At 51.3% G+C, this 22925-nt stretch carries 19 protein-coding genes; 17 read left to right on the top strand and 2 right to left on the bottom strand.

What is annotated here, in order from left to right; all coding sequences use genetic code 11:
• The first annotated feature begins 122 nt into the window (after positions 1–122).
• Entirely contained in the window at positions 123–809 is a 687-nt protein-coding gene (locus ACYVEA_RS03220) for an ATP-binding cassette domain-containing protein (protein WP_461111874.1), read from the top strand.
• 24 nt (positions 810–833) lie between these two features.
• On the opposite strand, the gene moaA is transcribed toward ACYVEA_RS03220, so the two are convergent.
• The gene (gene moaA / locus ACYVEA_RS03215; RefSeq protein WP_461111873.1) at positions 834–1814 is read right to left on the bottom strand and encodes a GTP 3',8-cyclase MoaA; all 981 of its coding nucleotides are present in this window, start codon (positions 1812–1814) and stop codon (positions 834–836) included.
• 163 nt (positions 1815–1977) lie between these two features.
• Here moaA and ACYVEA_RS03210 point away from each other — a divergent pair, with 163 nt between their 5' ends.
• The 12 genes from ACYVEA_RS03210 to ACYVEA_RS03155 all read left to right on the top strand — a co-directional run bounded on the left by ACYVEA_RS03210 (position 1978) and on the right by ACYVEA_RS03155 (position 16880).
• Positions 1978–2517: a hypothetical protein gene (locus tag ACYVEA_RS03210; protein WP_461111872.1), complete on the top strand. Its 540-nt coding sequence runs from the start codon at positions 1978–1980 to the stop codon at positions 2515–2517.
• Positions 2518–2978: 461 nt separating this feature from the next.
• Positions 2979–4094 carry a hypothetical protein gene (locus tag ACYVEA_RS03205; RefSeq protein WP_461111871.1) on the top strand — a complete coding sequence of 372 codons (1116 nt, stop codon included), beginning with the start codon at positions 2979–2981 and terminating at the stop codon, positions 4092–4094.
• Positions 4095–4153: 59 nt separating this feature from the next.
• Positions 4154–6361: a TonB-dependent receptor family protein gene (locus ACYVEA_RS03200; RefSeq protein ID WP_461111870.1), complete on the top strand. Its 2208-nt coding sequence runs from the start codon at positions 4154–4156 to the stop codon at positions 6359–6361.
• 39 nt (positions 6362–6400) lie between these two features.
• A complete protein-coding gene (locus ACYVEA_RS03195; protein WP_461111869.1) occupies positions 6401–7297 on the top strand; it encodes a hypothetical protein in 897 nt (298 codons plus the stop codon).
• A 12-nt stretch (positions 7298–7309) separates the two neighbouring features.
• Positions 7310–8857 carry a vanadium-dependent haloperoxidase gene (locus tag ACYVEA_RS03190; RefSeq protein ID WP_461111868.1) on the top strand — a complete coding sequence of 516 codons (1548 nt, stop codon included), beginning with the start codon at positions 7310–7312 and terminating at the stop codon, positions 8855–8857.
• Between the two features lie 259 nt (positions 8858–9116).
• Positions 9117–9287: a hypothetical protein gene (locus ACYVEA_RS03185; RefSeq protein WP_461111866.1), complete on the top strand. Its 171-nt coding sequence runs from the start codon at positions 9117–9119 to the stop codon at positions 9285–9287.
• Between the two features lie 52 nt (positions 9288–9339).
• The gene (locus ACYVEA_RS03180) at positions 9340–9900 is read left to right on the top strand and encodes a carboxymuconolactone decarboxylase family protein (protein WP_461111865.1); all 561 of its coding nucleotides are present in this window, start codon (positions 9340–9342) and stop codon (positions 9898–9900) included.
• Between the two features lie 134 nt (positions 9901–10034).
• Entirely contained in the window at positions 10035–10622 is a 588-nt protein-coding gene (locus ACYVEA_RS03175) for a carboxymuconolactone decarboxylase family protein (protein WP_461111864.1), read from the top strand.
• A 10-nt stretch (positions 10623–10632) separates the two neighbouring features.
• Positions 10633–11862 (top strand): DUF3179 domain-containing (seleno)protein, encoded by a 1230-nt coding sequence (locus tag ACYVEA_RS03170; protein ID WP_461111862.1) that lies wholly within the window; start codon positions 10633–10635, stop codon positions 11860–11862.
• 289 nt (positions 11863–12151) lie between these two features.
• Complete coding sequence (locus tag ACYVEA_RS03165) at positions 12152–13054, top strand: hypothetical protein (RefSeq protein ID WP_461111861.1); 903 nt, start codon at positions 12152–12154, stop codon at positions 13052–13054.
• A 38-nt stretch (positions 13055–13092) separates the two neighbouring features.
• Complete coding sequence (locus tag ACYVEA_RS03160; RefSeq protein WP_461111860.1) at positions 13093–14601, top strand: phosphatase PAP2 family protein; 1509 nt, start codon at positions 13093–13095, stop codon at positions 14599–14601.
• A gap of 188 nt (positions 14602–14789) precedes the next feature.
• Entirely contained in the window at positions 14790–16880 is a 2091-nt protein-coding gene (locus ACYVEA_RS03155; RefSeq protein WP_461111859.1) for an alpha-1,4-glucan--maltose-1-phosphate maltosyltransferase, read from the top strand.
• An 84-nt stretch (positions 16881–16964) separates the two neighbouring features.
• Here ACYVEA_RS03155 and ACYVEA_RS03150 read toward each other — a convergent pair whose 3' ends face one another.
• The gene (locus tag ACYVEA_RS03150) at positions 16965–18206 is read right to left on the bottom strand and encodes an ABC transporter permease (RefSeq protein WP_461111858.1); all 1242 of its coding nucleotides are present in this window, start codon (positions 18204–18206) and stop codon (positions 16965–16967) included.
• A 193-nt stretch (positions 18207–18399) separates the two neighbouring features.
• Here ACYVEA_RS03150 and ggt point away from each other — a divergent pair, with 193 nt between their 5' ends.
• From ggt to ACYVEA_RS03130, 4 genes are all read left to right on the top strand, one after another.
• Complete coding sequence (gene ggt, locus ACYVEA_RS03145; RefSeq protein WP_461111857.1) at positions 18400–20208, top strand: gamma-glutamyltransferase; 1809 nt, start codon at positions 18400–18402, stop codon at positions 20206–20208.
• Positions 20209–20420: 212 nt separating this feature from the next.
• Positions 20421–21308, top strand: a complete 888-nt coding sequence (locus ACYVEA_RS03140) for an oxidoreductase (protein ID WP_461111856.1) — start codon at positions 20421–20423, stop codon at positions 21306–21308.
• Between the two features lie 148 nt (positions 21309–21456).
• Positions 21457–22263 carry a helix-turn-helix domain-containing protein gene (locus ACYVEA_RS03135; protein ID WP_461111855.1) on the top strand — a complete coding sequence of 269 codons (807 nt, stop codon included), beginning with the start codon at positions 21457–21459 and terminating at the stop codon, positions 22261–22263.
• 188 nt (positions 22264–22451) lie between these two features.
• Positions 22452–22850, top strand: a complete 399-nt coding sequence (locus ACYVEA_RS03130; protein ID WP_461111854.1) for a hypothetical protein — start codon at positions 22452–22454, stop codon at positions 22848–22850.
• The last annotated feature ends 75 nt before the right edge of the window (positions 22851–22925 follow it).

Here is a 22925-nt window from a genome sequence, read left to right as displayed (position 1 = left end):
CTGATTTGGTACCTTTTTCGTACCATGAATCGGAAAGGCTTTGTATTCTATCAACATTTTGGATTATCGGAATTACAACTGGCCAGCGGTATCTATACGCTTGACCTTATATTCATTAGCCTATGGATTTGTTTGGCAAGCCTGCTGTTCCAGCAATGAAACTGGAAGCAGATAGTATCTGGTTGGCATATGGACAACGTAAGGTGTTACAGAATATCTACCTGCGGGTCGACGTGGGCCGGATTATTGGTTTGCTGGGCAGAAACGGTTGTGGTAAATCTTCTTTACTGGAAATTATCTACGGCATTAGATCGGCTCAAAACGCTTCTGTGCGCGTTGACGGAAACTACATCAAGAAGCTTTTTCACTGTAAGAACGTAGCCGCCTACCTACCTCAAAAAAACTTTGTACCCGCTCATCTGCGTGTAGACGAGGCCTTTACGTTTTATCAGTCAGTCTTGATGGAAGCTAATGAGCTCTTTCCTGAACTAAAGAGCCTTTTTCCCTTCCGTTTCAACCAGCTTTCGGGTGGGCAACAACGATTGGTTGAGACGCTTATGGTTGCAACTTGTCCTGCCTCATTTATCATTTTAGACGAACCCTTTTCAAACGTAATGCCCTTGCATGTAGACGCGTTGAAAACGTTGTTCATCTCCCTCAAAAGCCGGAAAGGAATTCTTATTACGGATCATTATTACCATGAAGTACTAGCGATCAGTGACAGCCTATATCTGTTAAATACCGGCGGACGAACCATTCAATTACAGCAGCCGGAGCAACAGTTGAAGGATTTCGGCTATATAAATTAATTGTTTTCTGCTGGCAACGAGTAGTTACCCACCAATTGTTGCCATCGACTCACTAACCACATCACGCTGTTGCTCGGCCTCAAATCCGTTGGCCGGGCGATGAGCGAAGGCTTGCAGGAAAGCGGTTGTTAGTTCGGCGTCGGATGCGCCACCCCGGAGCAGAGCGCGAACATCTAATACACCATTGTCGTACAGGCAGGTCTTGAGCGTGCCCTGCGCGGTCAGGCGGATGCGGTTACAGGTGCCGCAGAAGGTGCGACTAAAAGCCGCAATGACACCAATAGTGCCCTGATGACCTGGAATTTGATACGTAGCAGACGTCGAAAACGGTGGGTCTGGCAGCTTTTGTAAGTCCGGATAGTGTAACCTGATTTCGTCAACGATACGTCGGTGCGTCCAGTGAAGGATGGGATAGTGACTTCCTTCCCCATTAAAGGGCATTTCCTCAATAAATCGCACGTCAACGGGTAGATCGCGTGTCATCTCGGCCAGCGGAAGGATGTCCTGCGTATTCTGACCGTCCATCACGACCGCATTGATTTTCGTCTGAATACCCGCTTTCAATAACGCATCGAGTGTCTTCAGAACAGCGGGGAGTTCATCGCGTCGGGTGATTTTTCGAAAGCGCTCGCGGTCAAGTGTATCCAGACTTAAATTCACTGACTTTACGCCCAGCGCGGCCATTTTCTCGATATGCGGAGCGGTTAATACGCCGTTCGTCGTCATCGAAAGGTCATTGAGACCATCAATTTCAGCTAAGCGGTGCATGAAATCCATTAAACCCGACCGTACAAAAGGCTCTCCGCCCGTGATACGTACCTTTTGCACGCCTAAACGAGCCAGCACACGCACAAGTCGCTCCATTTCCTCAAAGGTCAGTACCTGGTGCTTAGGCAGATACTTGATTCCCTCTTCGGGCATGCAGTAAAAGCAACGCAGGTTGCAGCGGTCCGTTACGGCCAGCCGAAGATACGTGATGGGTCGGTTGTGGTTGTCGTAGATCATTGGGTATCTTACTAACACAAAACTACAAATTTTGATTGCAATGCAGCGTGAAATGCTGTAGGACGGGTCTAACAACCGTGTAGAAAAATTTCGGGAAGTTTGTTTTTTATAATTTGTTTGAGAAATAAATGCTATTTTTGGAGAAAGTTTACGTAGCCTACTTGTGAAAAAAGCGGTCTCCATCGGTCTCTCGGCCTTGCTCCTGTATCATACACTCGCCTATGTGCTGGTGTTTGTCGGTACGTGGTGGCAGGCAGAGCATGATCTATCGGAGCGGCTTTTAGTGTATCGATCGGTAGATAGTATCGTTGAGTTTCAGATTCCGCTTAAAGACAAGCCCGATGCCAGTGCTATTGCCAGCACGACCTCCGATGGGTTCACGTATCGGGGTCATTATTATTCCGTAATAAGTCTGGATGTAAAAGGTGACACCCTGCACATTGCCGGTCTACAGACCGAAAGCCGGTCCTTCTGGCAGAGTGATCTTCTTTCCTTCCTCAACGATCACATCACCGGCGCCACGGACACGCATCAGAAAGCGAATAAAATCCTGAAATTCCTGTTGAAAGAATATTCGGCCAACCCAAGAGCCGTCTTTAGTTTTCTCTCTCCCACCTGGCGCGAGGATATCCGCATTCCCGAACATCTGTTCGTGGTTGCTGCTCGTGCCCTGCCGGTTCATTCTCCCCCTCCTCAAGTCTGAGGTCATTTTCCACTACGTTAGTGAGTCTATGCTCGTAGCTGTGCTACGTCATTACGGTCTGTGTTCATTACTGTAGTCCGTCTCCGAGGGTCATGATCTGCGTTTAAACAAACGCTTGACCGGACGACCTCTGTTTGTGAACGATCTGTGACAATGCACAGTAAGCAATTGCTTTACTCCGTAGTGTAACCGACACGTTTGTGTGACTGGTGTTCTGCTTCAGTAGCTTCTAAAACACGCCTTAGAGCTGTGATTTTACAGGTCATATGATCAGGTGATTTCTGCCAGCGCACAGTGCGTATCGCTTTTGGTCTGTATGCTCACAGAGCACATAACCGAATGATTTTCTGCTTAGTCTCACCGTATCCTATACAAAAAATAGGAGCTGGTTTGCGCGATGAACATTCGGTTTCAATCGCGGACAATTACTTGATTTTCAACTCAGACAGACATTCTTATTGATGAAAACGATTTCTACTATCGTTCTGGCAATAGCCTATATTCTTATTTCCTATACATCCGCTTCGGCGCAGGGTTGTGTCGCCGTTCGTCATATGAGTTCGGCAGCTCCGGTGGGTTCAGCCGATTACTTTAAACAACGTACCGGCCACTGGCAGGTATCAGCGGGTTATCGCTTCTTCCGGTCTTACAAGCACTTCGTGGGCGATGCCGAGCAGAAACAGCGCGTTGAACAGGGTACCAATGTGATCAATGTGTCGCATGCGATCGACCTGGGCATTACGTACATGGTCAATCAACGGCTTTCGTTTTCGGTCAATCTGCCACTTCAGAACAATGATCGTTCGTCTCTGTACGAGCATTACGGCAATGCTGTGGCGCAAAATCCTGAGCAGAAACGGTTTCACACCGGCTCGCAGGGCATTGGTGATTTGCGTCTGTCGGGAAGCTACTGGCTTGTCAATCCGGTCAAACTACCCAAGGCGAACCTGGCCGTTGGTTTGGGTGTAAAATTGCCAACCGGCAATTATCGGGCAACCGACCAATTCCATAAGCTGGACAAAGAAGGCAAAGACTATACCGTCGAACTACCCGTTGACCAGTCTATTCAACTTGGCGACGGTGGCGTGGGAGTGAGTATTGAGCTACAGGGCTACGCGCAATTATCGAAAGGCCTGGCGCTCTACACCAACGGTTTTTACCTGTTCAATCCGCGCGAAACGAACGGCGTTGTCCGGAATCCACTGTCTACCACCGTCGATCCCGTAACCGGTACGTTCTCCGTAGCCGATCAGTTTGCCGCTCGCGTGGGCCTGAGCCAGTCGATCAGCGCGGTTCCGGGATTAGCCGTAATGCTGGGCGGTCGGGTTGAAGGTGTACCTGCTATGGATGCTTTTGGCGGCAGTCAGGGATTTCGTCGGCCGGGCTATATCGTATCGGTAGAGCCGGGACTGGCCTACATGCGCCACAAAACGTCGATTGCGGCTACCGTTCCCATTGCGTTGTATCGCAACCGCATCAAGAGTTACTCCGACCGACTTGATCCGGCCGGTCTGAGACAAGGTGATGCGGCCTTTGCCGACTATCTGGTGTCTATCAACGTATCACGCTGGTTCTAAGTGGTTTCAGGTGCGATGGCGATCACCATCGCACCACGTTCAGCATAGGGACAACCTTTATGAAATTTTCTCAATTAGTCTATTTCCTGATTGGACAACTGGTAGGCGCTCCTTTTCTTTTGTGTGCCCAACAGCTTCCCAAACAAAAACAGACGGCAGACTCCTTGCCAGGCCGAACCCTGAATCAGGTGACGGTAAAAGGAATCCGGTCGTCGGTGGTCGAGTCGTTGCCCGCGGTTCATGGTACGTATCTAATGGGCGGAAAACGAAGTGAAGCCATACACGTGTCGGAAATTGATGCTAACGTAGCTGAAAAGAATCCTCGACAGATATTTGCCCGGATTCCCGGTGTATTCGTGTATGACATGGACGGCACGGGCAATCAGATCAACATTGCCACGCGCGGTTTAGACCCGCACCGGTCCTGGGAAAATAATATCCGGCAGAATGGCGTCATCACGAACTCAGACATGTATGGCTATCCGGCCAGCCACTACTCGCCCCCGATGGAAAGCATGGACCGGATTGAATTTGTGCGGGGAACGGCTTCTTTGCAATACGGCGCCCAGTTTGGCGGGATGTTGAATTACGTAACCAAACGAGCCGACAGCACGCGCAAATTTGGTTTTGAGACGGTCAATTCGATTGGCTCCTACGGACTGATGAGTTCTTACAACGCCATTGGTGGTCGCGTGGGAAAGTGGACGTATTATGCCTATTACTACCGGCGGCATTCGGATGGATACCGACAAAACAGCCGCTCCGATGCACAGGCTCAGTTTGGCAATCTGCACTATCAGGCAACACGACGGCTGGGATTGACGGCAGAACTTGGCCGCTCGACCTATACGTACCAGATTCCTGGTCCACTGACGGATGCCATGTTCGCGCAGGACCCGCGCCAGTCGACACGTAGTCGCAACTATTTCAACCCCGACATTTACATCCCGTCGCTGAAACTGGACTGGTACCTGTCGGACCGGACGCGCCTGCTCTGGACAACATCAGCCGTTTTGGGTGCACGTAACAGCGTTCAACTAGACGCCTTTGCGACGGTTCCCGATACGATCAGCCGGGCAACCGGTCAATACAAAGCCCGGCAGGTGGACGTCGATCATTTCAATAGCTATACCACTGAACTTCGATTGCTGCACCACTATAAACTGGGTGGCATTAGCGCTACAGTAGCTGGAGGTGTACAAGTAATGAGTACGGATTTGCATCGGCAACAGCTTGGCGTCGGCACTACGGCGAGCGATTTCGACCTGGCACTGGTCAGCCCGTTTAAGCGTGATTTACATTTCCGAACCAAAAACCTGGCCGCTTTTGCCGAAAGCCAGTTTTACCTGACCAATCGCCTGACGGTTTCGCCCGGTATTCGGATCGAGGATGGGAAGACCGAAATGCGGGGAACGATCACGTACTACGACCCGCTCAACCTGCCAACCGACATCAGCCACCAGTTCGCGCTGTTGGGTGTCAATGGCGAATACAAAATCAATGAGGCTGTCAAGGTCTACGGCGGCTGGTCGCAGGCGTATCGGCCGGTGGTGTTCAAAGACATCATTCCAACCTCGGTTTATGAACGCATCGACAAGAATCTGAAAGATGCACAGGGTTATAACGCCGAAATCGGGGTGGATGCCCACTGGCAGGTACTGCATCTGAACGTCACAGTCTTTGACTTACTCTACCGGAATCGGCTGGGAACGTTGTTGCTGACCAACACCGATGGAACGAATTATGTCTTCCGGACAAACATCGGCGACAGCCGGAGTACAGGCGTTGAAGCGCTCATCGAAGGGCAACTGATCCGTACGTCAACCGTATTAATCAGCGGCTTCTCCTCGACCGCCTTTAACAACGCCCGCTACATCAATGGGCATGTTTCAACAGGTACCGACAACCGGGCGGTTACGGGAAATCAGGTCGAATCGGCACCCCGCTGGACCTCCCGCAACGGGTTGACGGCGCGTTACGGAAGCGCCAGCCTGACGCTTCAGTACAGCTACGTTGCTCAGACCTTTTCGGATGCCCTCAATACGCCAACACCATCAGCGAACGGTGCCATTGGTCCTGTGCCTGCCTACAGCCTGTGGGATCTGAACGGGACCTGGCGTATCAAACGCGGACTAACGGTACGGGGCAGTATCAATAACCTCTTAAATGCGCAATACTTCACCAAACGCCCAACCTTCTATCCCGGCCCCGGCGTCTGGTCGTCCGACGGCCGCAGCGCTGTGCTGACCGTTGGTTTAACGGTATAATTCTATCGTATTACATTGACTTAACTGACTTGTAAACCTATGAAAGCAATTCTAAAACAACTCCGTATCGCCCTCCTGCTGGCTCCTTTTGCCGCGCAGGCCCAAATGCCTAACGATGCCATCTACATGGGCAAAAACCAGCTTTGTGTGGCCGGCATGTATAGCCATAGCTCCTGGAATCAGTACTGGGAAAATACGCTGAAACGTGAAAATTTTAACATCGGTACGCAGACGACGCAGAGCGCGATGATTATGCCTGCCTTCGGGATCAGCAAGCGCGTGAACGTCATTATGAGCCTGCCCTACGTCTGGACGAGTACCAGCGCGGGCAACCTCATGGGGCAGAAGGGCATCCAGGATGTATCGGCCTGGCTGAAAGTAAAGGCGTTAGTCGCCGGTGGTTTCTCGCTCCACGCCATTGTGGGCGGATCGATTCCGGTTGGCGATTACGTACCCGATTTTATGCCTATGTCCATCGGTATGCAGTGTCGCACGGCAACCGGCCGACTGATGGCGAACTATAAACATCCAAAAACGGGCCTCTATGTGACCGCCTACGGCAGCTACGGCTGGCGGAGTAATGTCAAAAGCGATCGCGATGCGTACCAGGCCGACGATCGGATTTATAATACCAATCAGATACATGTACCAAATACGTATGATGCGGCCGTTCGCTTAGGCATACTACGCCGGGGCTGGCAAACGGAAGTGTGGGCAGAACGTGTCGCCTGCCTAAATGGAGACAATATTCGCCGGAACGACATGCCGTTTCTGACCAACAACATGCAGGCCACCTCCGTCGGCTGGTACGGCAAGTTCCAGCCGCACAACATTGGTGTTAACGCCCGTGTCGGCTATGTTGTTGACGGCCTGAACGTTGGGCAAAGTACCAGCTATACGGTTGGCGTGTTATACCAAATCAGTTTCAAGAAATAGACCGTACTTGTCATGAAAACACAGAATCATTTTATAGCACGTTGCGCTGCCATCATCGCGTTATCGGCTGGGCTTAACGCGTGCAGCAAAACAATTGATGAACCCCAATTGTCGGCTTACGCGCCCACCAACGTAGACGAGAAGGCCGGTACCTGGAAAACTTATGTTCTGACAGCGCCCACCGACGTAACCGTTGCGGCCCCGGCGGCCATCAGTTCAGCGGATTATCTGGCGGAGGTAGCCAGTTTGAAACAAAAGGCAGCGAACCTGACTAGTGCCCAACAGGATGCAGTGACGTATTGGGGAGCCGGGGCCGCTTTTCGCTGGAACGAGATCGCCCGTGAATTATCCGCCCGATACAACATTCCACCGGCGTCAACGCCCGATGGCAAATACCCCGTACCGGATGCCGCCAATCCACTGGCCGATCCGAAATTCCCGTTTTCCAATCCGCCGTACACGGCGCGGGCTCTGGCTTATCTGAGTGTGGCGCAATATGACGCATTGGTGTCGGCGTGGCATTATAAGTATCTCTACAACCGGGTGGCTCCTGCTAAAACTGATGCGGCCTTAAAACCGCTGTTGCCGGTATCGTCGTTGCCGTCGTATCCGTCCGAAGATGCGGTTGTCGCGGCTGCTTCTGCGGTTATTCTGAAAGCCATGTTTCCCGGCGAAGTGGCCTATCTGGATGCTAAACTGGCCGAACACCGCGATAGTCGGCTATGGGCGGGCATGAATGTAGAGAGCGACCTTGCGGCTGGTGTGGCGCTTGGTAATGCTGTTGCCGCTAAAGTAATGGCACGGGCCAAAGTCGATGGGATGAGTGCCGCTAATAACCAGACGGTAACCGCAGGCATGATTCAGGCGGCAAAAGAGCGTGGGTTGGCTGATGTATGGGTAAGTCAGGAGACACCCGCCCGGCCCCCCATGTTGCCTAACTACGGGGCTGTCCAGACCTGGAATTTCGACAAAGCGACGTTGGTTAAGCTACGTCCCGGCCCACCGCCAGCCCTTAACAGTCCCGAATTCACGACAGCGCTGGATGAGCTAAAGCAGATCAACAAGAGCCAGACGCGCGACCAGGCCCGTATTGCCAACTACTGGTCGGATGGTGCGGGAAGTTACACGCCCCCTGGCCACTGGCACCGCACGGCTGCCAATGCGGCCCACGATGCGCAATATAGTGAAGTGCGCATGGCCCGGACATTAGCCCTATTGGGTACGACGGAGATGGATGCGGCTATTGCCTGCTGGGATGCCAAATACTATTACTACTACCCTCGTCCGCAGCAGTTTGGCGTGAAAACATCGGTAGGTTTACCCAATTTTCCCTCCTATGCCTCCGGCCACTCGACGTTTTCGGGGGCAGCTGCTGTGGTATTGAGCAGCATTTTCCCTGACAAAGCGAAGGATTTTGAGGACGAAGCAAACGAAGCATCAACGTCGCGTATCTACGGACTGATTCACTATCGGTTCGATTCGAAGGAAGGGTTGAAACACGGGAAAAACATCGGTTCCTACGCCATAGCACGTGGCAAAGCCGATGGATCGGGACTGTAAAAGAATGATGACCGGGTCGCCGGTGCGATTATACATCATGAATGTAAGAACAAAGTATTAGGTCATTCAGATATCATTCATCATGTATAATCGCACCAGCGACCCGGTCATCATTCAAAAATAGGCCACATATCCCTTGACCAGAACAACTGCCGGGCATTACGGGCCTGCTTGACTACCGGTTAGATACGGCCCAGCCGATTCGGGAACTCACCCAGATTTTACTACGTGGCGAGTCGGCCCCGTTTCCGATGCACTAGTGGCAGCGGCTCGGGCAGAAGGTGCTAGTAATGGTGACATTCACGATACGGTGCTGATTGCTGCGTCATTCTGTATGTACAATCGCTACGTCGATGGACTCGCTACGTTCACGCCCACCGATCCAGCCGCCTATGAAGCCATGGGCGAATGCATGGGATCAACTACCTAACGTAAACGCGTAACATCTGTAAATTTCTCTAAAACAACTAACTGCTGAAAACATGGCACACATTCCATTACCTGACGGATTGCCCGGAATTGTAGGACCAATGGCGTACAGTCCTGTAACGACCAAGCCGCTAAATGAATTGGCCGAAGTTTTATTACGTACAAATGCCAGCGATTCGCTTACGCAGGGCGAGCGCGAATTAATTGCCTCGTTTACGTCCCACCGAAACGATTGTTTTTTCTGCTCGACCTGCCACGGGGCCGTTGCGGATTATCTGCTTGGACGTGATAATAACATCGTAGCGCAAACCTGGGAAGACCCGGCTACGGCGCCAGTGTCGGATAAAATGAAAGCCTTACTGAGTATTGCAGCCAGTGTCCAGACTGGTGGCAAATACGTAACACCCGAACAGGTGGCGGCCGCCCGGACCGAGGGAGCTACGGATCGCGACATCCACGATACCGTTTTAATTGCAGCGGCCTTCTGCATGTTCAATCGTTACGTGGACGGGTTGGCCACCTGGGCGCCCGAGAACCCGGCGGCATATGCTGAAATGGGCGAGGCCCTGGCTACGCGGGGCTATGTGAATTATAACGAGCCACAACCGGCTTGAAAAGGGACAAAAAACGAAGTGGATAACACCTGTTCGTGTTATCCACATTCACCGAATTTATCATAGGTTGGTTGCATAGACCCCGGCTACACTGTGGCCGGGGGACTATTTCCCCTCACAAACTAACGAAGAATATGCCACATATCGAACTACCCGCCGGTTTGCCCGGCATTCGGAGGCCAATGGCCTTTAGTCCCGAAACGGCGCGCCCGCTCAACGATCTCGTTAACGTATTGCTGCGAACCAACGCGCATCGCCCTGAGTCAGGGCTAACAGAAGGCGAACGAGAACTGATTGCGACCTACGTATCGACCCGAAACGACTGCTTTTTTTGCCAGACCATCCACGGCGCTGTTGCCAGCCATCACCTGGGCGACGACGACTGGAGTTTGGTGAAATCGGTCAAAAGCGATCCTGAACAGGCCGACATTAGCCCGAAACTGAAAGCCTTGCTGGTTATTGCTGGCAGTGTGCAGCAGGGTGGCAAGTATGTAACTCCCGAGCAGATTGAAGCTGCCTGCGCCGAGGGAGCTACAGATCATGACATTCACGACACCGTACTGATTGCCGCGGCCTTCTGTATGTTCAATCGCTACGTGGATGGGCTGGCCACCTGGGCACCCCAAAGTCCGGATCTTTACCGGTATCGAGCCGCGAAAGTAGCCGAATATGGATATACCCATGAAGATCATTACATGCCACCAACGGGATTAACTACTTGATTGCCTGTCTATGAAGCGTTCCTTCGCCTGGTTTCTGGTGCCGATCCTCCTGCTGATTGCCATTGAGGTACTAAGCGTTTACTTTATCATGCCGTTTCCCGGCAGTCAACTGGGTCTCGATGCGACGAATCCGGCGGAGACTTCCCTGGCCCGACTGGAATGGGCGTACTGGCTGCATCAACATATAACTTGGCTGCGGCTGGTTGGCTTGTTACTACTGGCTTATCCAGCTTATTCAGTTCTGGTCAAACCCCGTCGGGCGTGGCATCGCTACGTAGCGGGTGCGTTGGTGCTGGCCTATGGCGTGGTAGTATACGAGGTCAATCAGGAGATGATGGCTGACCACATGTTCCTGCAACCCATCACGAAGCGTGTGGTGCCGATGAGTCAGAACGAAATTCCGGGTAACAAACTCGTGATTGGTTATGAGGCATTTGGACAGGCTACGGCTTACCCGATTCAACTGATTGGCTATCACCACCAGGTGCGTGACACCGTGGGTGGCCAGCCGGTGATGGTAACGTATTGCACGGTTTGTCGTACCGGGCGGGTATTTAATCCGGTCGTGAAGGGGCAGTCCGATGAGTTTCGCCTGGTGGGTATGGATCATTTCAACGCCATGTTCGAAGATAAACGTACCGGCACCTGGTGGCGTCAGGCAACGGGCGAGGCTGTAGTCGGGCCGTTACGCGGGTTGCAACTGGGTGAACTAGCGGGTCGGCAGATGACCCTTGACGAATGGGCTGCCGAACACCCGAATACGCACGTACTACAGGCAGACCCAGCCTTTGCCGACGAATTTGATGGCATGAAGAATTACGACCTGGGGTTGTCGAAGGGAAAACTTACCCGACGCGACTCGGCTTCGTGGCAGCCTAAATCGTGGGTCATCGGTGTCGAGCGATCTGGATACACCAAAGCATACGACTGGAATCAATTGCAGACAACACGCATCCTGAACGACGTAGTAGGCGGGGAACCCCTATTGTTGGCGATGTCACCGGATAGCATATCATTTGGTGCCTGGAGTCGGCGCATGGGTGTGCAGACGCTTACGTTCCAGTTTGCCAATCGGCAACTCACTGATCTTGAAACGCACTCCGTCTGGACCTGGCGAGGGCACTGCATAGCGGGTTCGCTAAAGGGTCAGCGACTGGGACCTATACCAAAGGCGTATCAGGAGTTCTGGCATTCCTGGCGCAGCTTTCACCCTAATACGCAGCAATACACGAAACGTTGAAGACTTTTGCACCACAGGCTCAATACCCGGTCTAACGAGTTGAAAACTGATGAATAGCAAGGGTATCCGCATCCGCTTTAATCCGGTGTGGAAAGCAGGGTAGTAAGGTTTCTAAAACCAGCCGGTTCCTAAAAGCCGACTTTTCTTTTGCGCCAAAAAATACACCACCGCCCTAACTTTCCGTTACAACAGCATAGAGTGACTGGCTTGACCGCTGGCAGGGAAAACACTCATTTATAACGTAGCCTGCCGTCCAACGACTACTTTTGCTGACTCTTACTGTCGAATTATGCGATTAATAGCCTATACTGTCCTTTTTGCTCTTCTTCAAAGTGTTACGTATCAAACTCACGCACAGGGGCTTGTGGATGGGTTTATGCGCGGCCAGCGAAAGGCGAGCCTTGCCTTGGTTGGGTCGCAGGACACCTACGATTCCTACTACGTGGGGAAGACCGAAATCCGAAATCCGAATATTGGCACCGTCACGACGCAGGCCTTGACTCTCGTTGGTACGTATGGTCTGGGCTATGACCTTGACCTGATTGTTGCCGTTCCCTACATCCGTACCGAGGCCAGTGCAGGTTATTCGCCCAAGCAGGAGGGGTTTCAGGACATTTCGGCCGCGCTACGTTGGGAAGCCTATGATTACAAATTTGGGAAACTGCGCGTGTCGTGGCAATTTGCCCTGGGCTACTCCGTGCCGCTTCAGAATTACGTGAACGATGCGCTGGTAGCTATTGGTCGCGGCTCCCGAAATTTTGATGCGCGGACGTTACTGCATTTTAAGACCGGGAAATTTTTCCTCACCGGACAGTACGGCTACATACGACGTGGGCAAGTCACGCTCGACCACGTCGTAAACACGTATGATCCCGGACAGGTCAATCCCGCCAGCGGGTCTACCGTCAACTCCCCGGACGTGACGGACATGAGTATTCGCACAGGCATTATTACGAAACCATTTGCGGCCGATGTCTGGATTCAGCGGCAAACACCCTACAATGAAGGCACCGACATTGGCCCTGGCATCCCATTTCCAACGAATGCCGTTGGTTTCACCCGGGCAGGCGCATCTGCCTACCTGCGACTCATTGGCAAGCTTGGCCTGACAGGTGGCTACAGCGTGACACTCGACGGACGGAACATTGGCAAATTCACCCGCATCACGGCTGGGCTGGTTGTTGGTCTGTAAATGAGGCTTCTGGCGTGCGTATTGACCATAAGAATTTTATGAAAAAGTCTTTTTTATCGATTGGTTTAAGTGTTGTATTGCTGTGGATGGCCGGTTGTAAAGAGCCAACCATCGACGAGGGAATTCTGCCTTTTGTCGAACCTGCTACCACAGATCCCGATGGCGGAACCTGGCGAACCATCGTGCTGAAATCAGCCGCCGACATTACGGTACCTCAACCGGCAGCCGCTACATCCGATACGTATCAGAAGGAGCTGACGGATATAAAAAATGGGTTGCTGAGTATAAGTCCTGAGCAGAACACAGCCGTTAACTACTGGGCTGATGGGGGTGTTCGACGCTGGAATCAGATTGCGCGTCAACTGGTCGCTAAATACAACGTAGTGCCCGACTATTTGACGAACCCCAACATCGGCTCCCCTTCCGATCCGGCCAATCCAATGGCCAGCCCTTCGTTCGCGGCTCGTGTGTATGCCCTTCTGAGCGTAGCGCAGTACGATGCACTGGTAGTTGCTTGGCGAGCCAAGTACCAGTATAACCGACCGGCGCTGGAACGGCAGGGCGTTGTGGGGCGCGTACCCATAGCCGACGTACCGTCTTATCCGTCAGAAGACGCGGCCATTGCAGAGACATCGTACCAGATTCTGGCGTATTTATTTCCGAACGAAGCCAACTGGCTCAAGGCGAAAGCAACCGAACACAAGCAGAGTCGTCTTTGGGCGGGAGCCAGCGTTCCCAGTGACCTCAAAGCGGGCGAAGACCTGGCTTCAATTGTCGCAACGACCGTTCTTGACCGGGCCAGAAGTGACCGATTCGCTACAGCCCACGATCCGGTCAATAGCTGGCAAACGGCAATTGCCAGTGCGCCTTACGATGTCAAATGGAAAAGCTTGGATAGCCCCGTTCGTGCTCCGATGCTCCCGTTGGGTGGGCGCGTCAAAACATGGTATGATTCAACCGCCCTGGCTAAACTGGCACCCGCTGCACCACCGGCTACTACATCACCTGAGTTTCTAAAAGCACTGGGTGAAGTTCGCGATATGGCCAGCGCGCGCACCCGCGACCAGTGGCGTAGTTCCAGTTTTTGGGATGATGGCATTGCAACCTACATGCTGGCCGGTCACTGGAACGTCATTGCGCAGGATCTGATTCGGGATGCCCGCCAGAATGAACTCCGGTCGGCTCGTACCTACGCGCTCATGAATCGGGCTATACAAGATGGCAGTACAGCCTCCTGGGCTACCATGTACCGCTATTTTGTGCCACGCCCCTCGCAGGTTGATCCAACGATCAAAACATCCATTGCGATTCCCAATTATCCAGGATATCCATCCGATCACGCGACCATATCGACCGCTGCCGGTACTGTATTGGGCTATCTGTTTCCGGATCAGGCCAGCAGCCTGAATGCACAGGCAACCGAAGCCGCTCTGTCGCGACTCTACGGCGGCATTCAGTACCGATTCGATGTCGATGAAGGAACAAAGCTGGGAACAGCGATCGGCAACGTAGCGGTTGCTAGTGCCAAAGTAGATGGGGCTAAATAGAGTCAATCGACTTCCCGAAACAGCAGCGCTTGCCTGAGATTCCAGCCGACGCTCGTATCGTCAATACCATTTCGTAATAAAAAGCCGCGTTCAGAATCAATGGACGCGGCTTTTTAGTTAAACTGATTGGTGTCTTTTTTTGTAACATTGCCCCATCTTTTGTGCCTAAACAATCAACTACTGACTGCATGAGTTTATCCAACAGCCTGTCTGTCCAGACCATCTCAGGTGATTCTACGCTGGGCGAATCCACGCGGGGCCAGAACCGAGTGGTTATCGAGCACGTATCGCCCGAAATCGACGGCGGTCAATTCCCTATAAAAGCGGTTATTGGCGACGTAGTAGCCATTGAAGCTGATGTTTTTGCCGACGGCCACGATTACCTTTCCGCGGTGCTTCTCTATAAACACATTGACGATGATGCCTGGGCCGAAACGGCCATGTCATTGCTCACTAATGATCGCTGGGGGGCCTCGTTCATTGTTGAAAAGCAGGGCCGGTACGTATACACGATTGAAGCCTGGGTAGACCATCCGGCCACGTGGCAACATGAGGTTGATCTGAAAGTGGCTGATGGGCAACGTATTACAAGTGAACTGCTGGCTGGCGCGCAATATGTAGATGGCATGCTGGAGCGGGCGGGTGGTGTAAAAGCGGGATCGAAGTCCGGACGTAAAGGCAAAAAAACGATTGATCCAGCACCCAACGCTGATGTGTGGGCCTTGCAGGAAATGGCGGCTTTGTTCCGCGCCGGTGCCGCAGAAATTGGAGAAGATCGCTATAATGAAGCGGTGTCGGTGGCTGAAAGTGACCAGTTTACATTTTATGCAAACCGCTATCCCGAACGGAAGCACACCACGCGCTACGACCGCGAATTGGCCATAGACGTCGATCGCGCCCGGGCTGGATTCAGTACGTGGTATTGCCTGTTTCCTAGGTCGGCTTCGCGGGAGGAATTTCAGGGTGAACCTAAACACGGTACGTTCCGGGATGTCGAGACGCTGCTGCCGCGCATTTCGGGCATGGGTTTCGATGTTCTGTACCTACCGCCCATTCACCCGATCGGCACGGCTCACCGTAAGGGTAAAAACAATTCGGTCATTTGCCAGCCGGGTGAGCCGGGTGTTCCCTATGGTATTGGGTCTGAAGAAGGTGGCCACGATGCTATTCACCCTGAACTCGGTACAGTAGATGATTTTAAACACCTGATCGCCATTGCCAAAAATTACGGCATGGAGGTGGCAATGGATCTTGCCATTCAATGTTCGCCCGATCATCCCTGGGCTAAAGAACACCCCGAATGGTTTAAAAAACGACCCGACGGTACGATTCAATACGCTGAAAATCCGCCAAAAAAATATCAGGATATTTATCCGATATACTTTGAAACCGACGACTGGCAAAATCTGTGGCTGGAGCTAAAACGGGTAATGCTCGTGTGGGCGTCCTGGGGTGTGCGCATCATCCGGGTCGATAATCCGCATACGAAACCGTTTGCTTTCTGGGAATGGCTCATCGCCGAAGTAAAGAAGGAATATCCTGATATGCTGTTTCTGGCCGAAGCGTTTACCAAGCCGAAAGTAATGAAAGAACTTGCGAAACGGGGGTTTGCCCATTCGTATACGTACTTCACCTGGCGCAGCACCAAGGCGGAACTGGAGGAATACATGACCGAATTGACGACCGAGGAAATGAAGTATTATTTCCGGCCTAATTTCTGGCCTACGACCCACGATATTAATCCCAGTTATTTACACTCGGGTCATGAACCGGCGTTCCTGATTCGCTACTTCCTGGCGGCAACCCTGTCCAGTAATTACGGTATTTATGGTCCGTCGTTCGAGTTGATGGAGCATATTCCATTCCCCAATAAAGAAGAATACCTGAACTCGGAGAAATACGAAATCAGGCACTGGGATTGGGACAAAACCAATAAACTAACCTATTTAATTACGCTGGTGAATCGCATTCGGCGGGAGAACGTAGCACTGCAAACGACCAATAACCTAACGATCTGTAGCGTCAACGACGACGCGATCATGGCTTATCTGAAAGTTTCAGGCGCCAATCGGCTGCTGATGGTGGTCAATACGGATGCGTATCAACGTCGGGCGGGGGTTGTGCAGGTACCGATCTGGCTATTGGGTATTGAGCCCGATCAATCCTATACGGTTCATGATTTGCTCACAGAGGCTTATTACACCTGGAAGGGCGAGTACAACTACGTCGAACTAGATCCGTATCAGCTTCCCATGCACTTGCTGAGGATTGAGATGTAGGCTAGACTGGTGCCAGGAGCATGGGGCATGGAAAAGCAAAGATTGTTTTACCGTTGCCCCATGCTCCTGGCACCATGCTCCATCTCACTTCGCCCGGATGGCAATAACGGGGTCGAGACGGGAGGCTGAAAAGGCGGGGATAATGCCTGATATTACCCCGATAACACTCGAAACACCTAAGCCCAAGGCAATATTTCCTGCTGTAAGCTGAAGTTCGAGTGTACCTAACTGTATGAATGTCAGCAGATAGACTAAGAAGATACCTGCCAGGCCACCCACTAAACTCAGTAAAATGGCTTCGAATAGAAACTGGAACAGAATGACGTAGTTTTTCGCTCCAAGTGATTTCTGAATACCGATGATGTTGGTACGCTCTTTAACACTAACAAACATGATGTTGGCGATGCCAAAGCCACCGATCAGAATCGAAAATCCCCCAATGACCCAACCCGCTACGGTCAGTACGGAGAAAATACCACTAATCGCTTTTGCCGCGGCTTCGGGTCGGTTAATGGCAAAATTATCTTCCTGTAAGGGACGTTGGCCCCTTCGGGTGCGCATGAGTCCCCGAACCTCACTTTCGAGTTCGAGGAGCCCTTCGTCACTGTCATACCCTTTAACGACGATGTCGATACTCGGGGTAATCGAGTGGAACATTTTGGCAAATGCACCGTATGGAATCAGGCATTTGATATCGGGATTGCCACCCACGTTGAGAATACTTTCGCCCTTCTTTTTCTGAACCCCGATAACAATAAAGTTTAGTCCATTGATTTTAAACGTCTTACCAACAGGGCTTTGTGCCGGGAAGATATTTTCAGCAACATCGGAGCCAATAATCGTTACGTTACGGGCTACATCAATTTCCTGCTGGGTAAAATAGCGCCCTTCTTCAATGGGCACATCCGAAATCTTGTTGTAGTCGAGCGTTGTGCCCTGAATGAGTGCGGCCATACTGTTATTCCCATTTTTGATGGTCACTCGACCTTTGAAGTCCATAGCTACAACAGCCTGCGCATTTTCGAGCCGTTCGGACAGGAATTTATATTCGGTGTAGGTGGGTTCGGGGCGCTGGAAGTACTTCCACCATTGGAAGTCGCCATCGAATACCCACGGCCATTTCTGGACGTACATTACTTTGTCGCCAATGAATGACAAACTATCCTTGATATTGCGTTCCAGCGAATCGACCAGGGTGAAGACGGCAATAATGGCAAAAATACCAACGGTTACGCCCAGCAGTGAAAGTGTGGTGCGCAGGAGATTTGAGCGCAACGACTGCCACGCAAACCGGAAACTTTCTAACGTCTGACGAATAAACTTCATCTACTGTAAGGAACGAAAGGGCAAAAGATCAGTCTGCCGTTCAATTCAATGAAGGTACTACGTTCTATACGTCAACCCAAGTTATTTTGGACAAGTACAACGTTCTGCCGGATAAGTGGCGGATTGCAGGATCGTTTGGATAACGCTATTTTTGTAGATTAGCCGTTTACAACCGCCTGTCAGACCGTAAAATATGAAACTACGTATCGCTCAGTACACTCAATTACTCCTCTTTGCACTAGCCATTGCCTCCTGCAAAACTCAGTTGACATCGACCACCAGGTCTGATACGAAACTCAGTCAGAGCCAGGGAGTTTATCAATACCGCGATGAAGACCCGCTGGTCAAGCCGTTCTTTTCGGACCGGGTTGGCGTGATTGGGCGCAATGGTATGGTCGCTTCAGCGCATCCGGAAGCCTCGCAGGTGGGGCTCGATATCCTGAGAGCGGGGGGTAATGCGGTCGATGCGGCCGTAGCGGTGCAATTTGCGCTGGCCGTCGTGTACCCAGGCGCTGGCAATATTGGTGGTGGAGGCTTCATGGTGTATCGCGACAATACCGGGAAGGCTTACACCCTCGATTACCGTGAAAAAGCGCCCGGAAAGGCCACTCAGAATATGTACCTCGACTCACTCGGAAATGTTCGGCCGGGATTGAGCATCAGCGGGCATCTGGCGAGTGGTGTGCCGGGATCAGTCGATGGTATGGCCGAAGCTCACAAACGGTTCGGGAAATTAACCTGGGCGCAGGTCGTGCAACCGGCGGTTGATCTGGCCGTCAAAGGATTTGCGCTTACCGAGCGCGATGCACTGGGGCTAAATCGTATCAAAAATGATTTGAACACCATCAATCCGGGTAAAACGTATTTTCTGAAACGTGCAGAACCAACCGATACGGTTACATGGCATAAAGGCGACTTGCTGGTGCAGACTGATCTGGCCAGGACGATGCAACGCATTAAAGATCAAGGCCGTGCTGGCTTTTACGAAGGTGAAACGGCCCGGTTACTTGCCGAAGAAATGGCACGTGGTAAAGGGCTGATTACAGAAGAAGATCTGAAAAATTACCACGCCGTCTGGCGTGAACCTATTCAGGCCAAATACAAAAGCTATAATGTAATTACTATGCCGCCGACTTCCAGCGGGGGCGTGGCGCTATTACAAATGATGCGGTTTACGGAGCCCTTCCCGTTGCGCAAATGGGGCTGGAATCGTGATAGTACCGTTCAGGTCATGATCGAAGCCGAACGACGCGTTTATGCCGACCGGGCAAAATTTATGGGTGATCCCGATTTTGTTAAGGTTCCGGTGGCGCAACTCATCAGTCCCGAATACCTGAAAACCCGCTGGACCGATTTCTCCTGGGCAAAAGCATCTGACAGCCGGACTATAAAAGGCGGTACGATTCCAGGGTATGAAAGTCTGGAAACGACTCATTTTTCCATTGTCGATAAAGAGGGCAATGCGGTGAGTATTACCACTACGTTGAATGGCGGCTACGGGAGCCGGGTGGTAGTTGGGGGAGCCGGTTTCTTCATGAACAACGAAATGGACGATTTCAGCGTGAAACCCGGTTCGCCCAATATGTACGGACTGATTGGTAATCAGGCAAATGCGATTGCACCTGGCAAGCGGATGCTCTCATCCATGACCCCGACGATTCTGGAGAAGGATGGAAAACTGTTTATGGTTGTTGGCACACCCGGTGGCTCAACGATCATGACCTCGGTTTACCAAACTATTCTGAACGTAATAGAACACGGCATGACCATGCAGCAGGCCGTTAACGCCCTGAAATTTCACCACCAGTGGCTGCCCGACAAAACCACGTTCGAGAACGGGGCCTTTTCCGACGCTACGATCGAAGCGTTGAAAAATCGGGGTTACATCCTGGAAAAGCTGACAAACACCCTCGGTCGTATGGATTGCATTTTGATACGTCCCGACGGTTCGTATGAAGGTGCTTCTGACCCACGAGCGGATAATACAGCACGAGGTTATTAAGACAAGTTTATAAAGTGGGGGCCAATTGATGCGTATCTGACAAGTACGTATCAATTGGCCCCCACTACTTTTTCTGTCATGCTGACGCAGCCGGGCGGCCGGTGCCGAAGCGTGACAGAAATGTGAACGTTTCAACAAAGCTACTTTGAGCGTTTCAACAAAGTTGCCCCCTGAAAGGCTACCGACCTTTGTCAAAATTAAAAGCAAAGACAATGACAAAAGTTTGGTTTATCACCGGTAGTTCCCGTGGCTTGGGAAGAAGTCTGACAGAAGCAGTACTTGCCAAAGGCGATAACGTAGCGGCAACCGCGCGTAATCCGGAAAATTTATCTGCGCTCGTTCAAAAATACCCTGATCAAGTCTATCCGGTCCAACTGGACGTAACAGATAAAGACCAGATCGTTTCCGCGGTTGAGCAGACTATAGCCCACTTCGGACGTATCGATGTGCTGGTCAACAATGCTGGTTTTGGTATCATTGGCGCTACCGAAGCCTTCACCGATGAACAGGTACGTAGTCAACTGGAAACAAATCTCTACGCACCCATTGAAGTGACACGCGCTGTGTTGCCTTACATGCGGAAACAGCGTTCAGGTCATATTCTGCAGATTAGCTCAATAGGCGGACGGGTTGGCAGTACGGGTCTATCCGTGTACCAGGCCGCTAAATTTGGTCTGGGGGGCTTTAGTGAAGTACTGGCAAAAGAAGTGGCTCCCCTTGGTATTCATGTAACAAGTGTAGAACCTGGCGGCTTTCGAACCGACTGGGCGGGCGACTCCATGACGTATGCTGCACCCGTAGAAGGTTACGAGACGACCGTAGACCAACGGGTTGAGTTCTTTAAGGGAGGGAAATTTATGCCCATGGGCGACCCAGACAAAGCCGCACAAGTGATGATTGACCTGGTTGAGCATCCTGAACCACCTGTACATCTGATCCTGGGTAGTGAAGCCGTCGGTATTTTAAAGCAAGCCGATGCCGCAAGACAGGCCGAATTTGAAAAATGGATACCCGTAAGCATCTCCACGGATCACGAAACCGCGGTTAACTTTCTGGAAACAGAAGCCGGAAAAGCACTTTTCGGTAAAAAAGAATCATGACGTTGATCCTGCTACGTATTTTTTGAGCGATACGTAGCAGGTTGTTCTGTCCGTCTAAATCCTTAGGCTAGATAGTTTGCAAATGAGCCATGTGGCTTAAGGATTTAGGCTATTAATGAGGTAGCGTCTTTTTTGTAGATTTGTGTATATGGCTGTACTAGAGGGTGACAATCGATCTGGGCAAATACTGTACTCCTGCTACCACACCCGGAGTCGGCAGGGCGAACAGTTTATACCCGAGCATATTTTTGGTTATCAGCTTGCAGGTACGCTCAGCATGAACGACGGCCAGAAAGAGTACATTTTTAAAGAAGGCGATTTTCGATTCTGCAAGCGAAACCATCTGATCAAGTTTAGCAAGCAACCCCCTCGAACGGGTGATTTTCAGTCTATATCCATTTATCTTGACCAGGAAACCTTGCGAAATGTTAGTCTGGAATACGGCTATGAAGCGGAGAAGCATACAGAAGGCGACCCTGTTCTGCAATTGAAGCCTACGAAAATGTATGAGAATTATATGAATTCGCTCATACCTTATGGCCAAATAAAGCAATTCGCTAATGACCATTTGCAGGCCTTGAAATTGAAGGAAGCGATTTTACTGCTGCTGCAAACGAATCCGGAGCTAAAGCCTGTTTTGTTCGACTTCTCTGAACCCGGTAAAGTCGACCTGGAAGGATTTATGCAAAAAAACTTTCATTTCAATGTGGACCTGAAACGGTTCGCTTACCTGACAGGCCGAAGCCTTGCTACGTTTAAACGGGATTTTGAAAAGATATTTCATGTTACGCCGAGCCGCTGGTTACAGCAAAGACGGCTACAGGAAGCCCACTACCTGATAAAAGAAAAAGGGCAGGCGCCGTCGGATGTTTATTTAGAAGTTGGCTTTGAAGACCTGTCTCATTTTTCGTTTGCCTTTAAAAAAACGTACGGCGTAGCGCCTTCAAGAGTCTAATAAGGCTAATCGCGCATTTTGCTGGTTAAACCGTTCCCTCAGTCATACCTGTTTTCCATCCACTTATCCAACCGATCAACCGTTCCGGTAGTTTGTAATGCATAGTACTGGCTACAGCCTATATCTTTGTTTCACCAATCGGGAATAACCCGACTAGATTCTAAACAAAAGATAAAAACATAAAAATCATGAAAACCCTCATCAAACCTCTGCTCGTTGCTTTCTCGTTAAGTCTCGTTACACTGTCTGCTGCCCTGGCCGACGGAACGCCTGCTGCTCGTCCGGCAGCTGTGGCTACTTACAAAACGGGTATCTACACCACAATAGAAGGAAAATTAAACATTGCACTCGATAAAGAAACCAGTGGCGCTGTCGACATTCGGATGAAAAGCGCTGACGGCATCGTTTTATTCAGCCAGCACCTCGGCAAAAAAGAAACCGGAACTCGCGTTCGTCTGGATATGAGCGCTTTACAGGATGGTAACTACCAGGTAGAGATTACAAACGGCGTAGAAACAACGGTTCACAACGTCACCCTTTCGACGCAACAGCCCAGCGCTCCCAACCGCTTAGTTGCCATAAAATAATTACACTTTACCTGTCTAAAACAAGCAGCCCCTGAGTTACAGGGGCTGCTTGTTTATTTATGGTTCGGCGTAGTC

Source organism: Spirosoma jeollabukense (assembly GCF_054777855.1).
Note: the sequence above shows the minus strand (reverse complement) of the source record. Positions and strands in the feature narration are given on the sequence as shown.

Bases quoted from the DNA above. Each gene is read 5' to 3' on its own strand.
- ACYVEA_RS03205 (WP_461111871.1), top strand. From the start codon at position 2,979: ATGAAAACGATTTCTACTATCGTTCTGGCAATAGCCTATATTCTTATT.
- ACYVEA_RS03155 (WP_461111859.1), top strand. From the start codon at position 14,790: ATGAGTTTATCCAACAGCCTGTCTGTCCAGACCATCTCAGGTGATTCT.
- ACYVEA_RS03160 (WP_461111860.1), top strand. From the start codon at position 13,093: ATGAAAAAGTCTTTTTTATCGATTGGTTTAAGTGTTGTATTGCTGTGG.
- ACYVEA_RS03130 (WP_461111854.1), top strand. From the start codon at position 22,452: ATGAAAACCCTCATCAAACCTCTGCTCGTTGCTTTCTCGTTAAGTCTC.
- ggt (WP_461111857.1), top strand. From the start codon at position 18,400: ATGAAACTACGTATCGCTCAGTACACTCAATTACTCCTCTTTGCACTA.
- ACYVEA_RS03175 (WP_461111864.1), top strand. From the start codon at position 10,035: ATGCCACATATCGAACTACCCGCCGGTTTGCCCGGCATTCGGAGGCCA.
- ACYVEA_RS03150 (WP_461111858.1), bottom strand. From the start codon at position 18,206: ATGAAGTTTATTCGTCAGACGTTAGAAAGTTTCCGGTTTGCGTGGCAG.
- ACYVEA_RS03180 (WP_461111865.1), top strand. From the start codon at position 9,340: ATGGCACACATTCCATTACCTGACGGATTGCCCGGAATTGTAGGACCA.
- ACYVEA_RS03170 (WP_461111862.1), top strand. From the start codon at position 10,633: ATGAAGCGTTCCTTCGCCTGGTTTCTGGTGCCGATCCTCCTGCTGATT.
- ACYVEA_RS03195 (WP_461111869.1), top strand. From the start codon at position 6,401: ATGAAAGCAATTCTAAAACAACTCCGTATCGCCCTCCTGCTGGCTCCT.
- ACYVEA_RS03140 (WP_461111856.1), top strand. From the start codon at position 20,421: ATGACAAAAGTTTGGTTTATCACCGGTAGTTCCCGTGGCTTGGGAAGA.
- ACYVEA_RS03165 (WP_461111861.1), top strand. From the start codon at position 12,152: ATGCGATTAATAGCCTATACTGTCCTTTTTGCTCTTCTTCAAAGTGTT.
- ACYVEA_RS03220 (WP_461111874.1), top strand. From the start codon at position 123: ATGGATTTGTTTGGCAAGCCTGCTGTTCCAGCAATGAAACTGGAAGCA.
- ACYVEA_RS03135 (WP_461111855.1), top strand. From the start codon at position 21,457: ATGGCTGTACTAGAGGGTGACAATCGATCTGGGCAAATACTGTACTCC.
- ACYVEA_RS03200 (WP_461111870.1), top strand. From the start codon at position 4,154: ATGAAATTTTCTCAATTAGTCTATTTCCTGATTGGACAACTGGTAGGC.
- moaA (WP_461111873.1), bottom strand. From the start codon at position 1,814: ATGATCTACGACAACCACAACCGACCCATCACGTATCTTCGGCTGGCC.
- ACYVEA_RS03190 (WP_461111868.1), top strand. From the start codon at position 7,310: ATGAAAACACAGAATCATTTTATAGCACGTTGCGCTGCCATCATCGCG.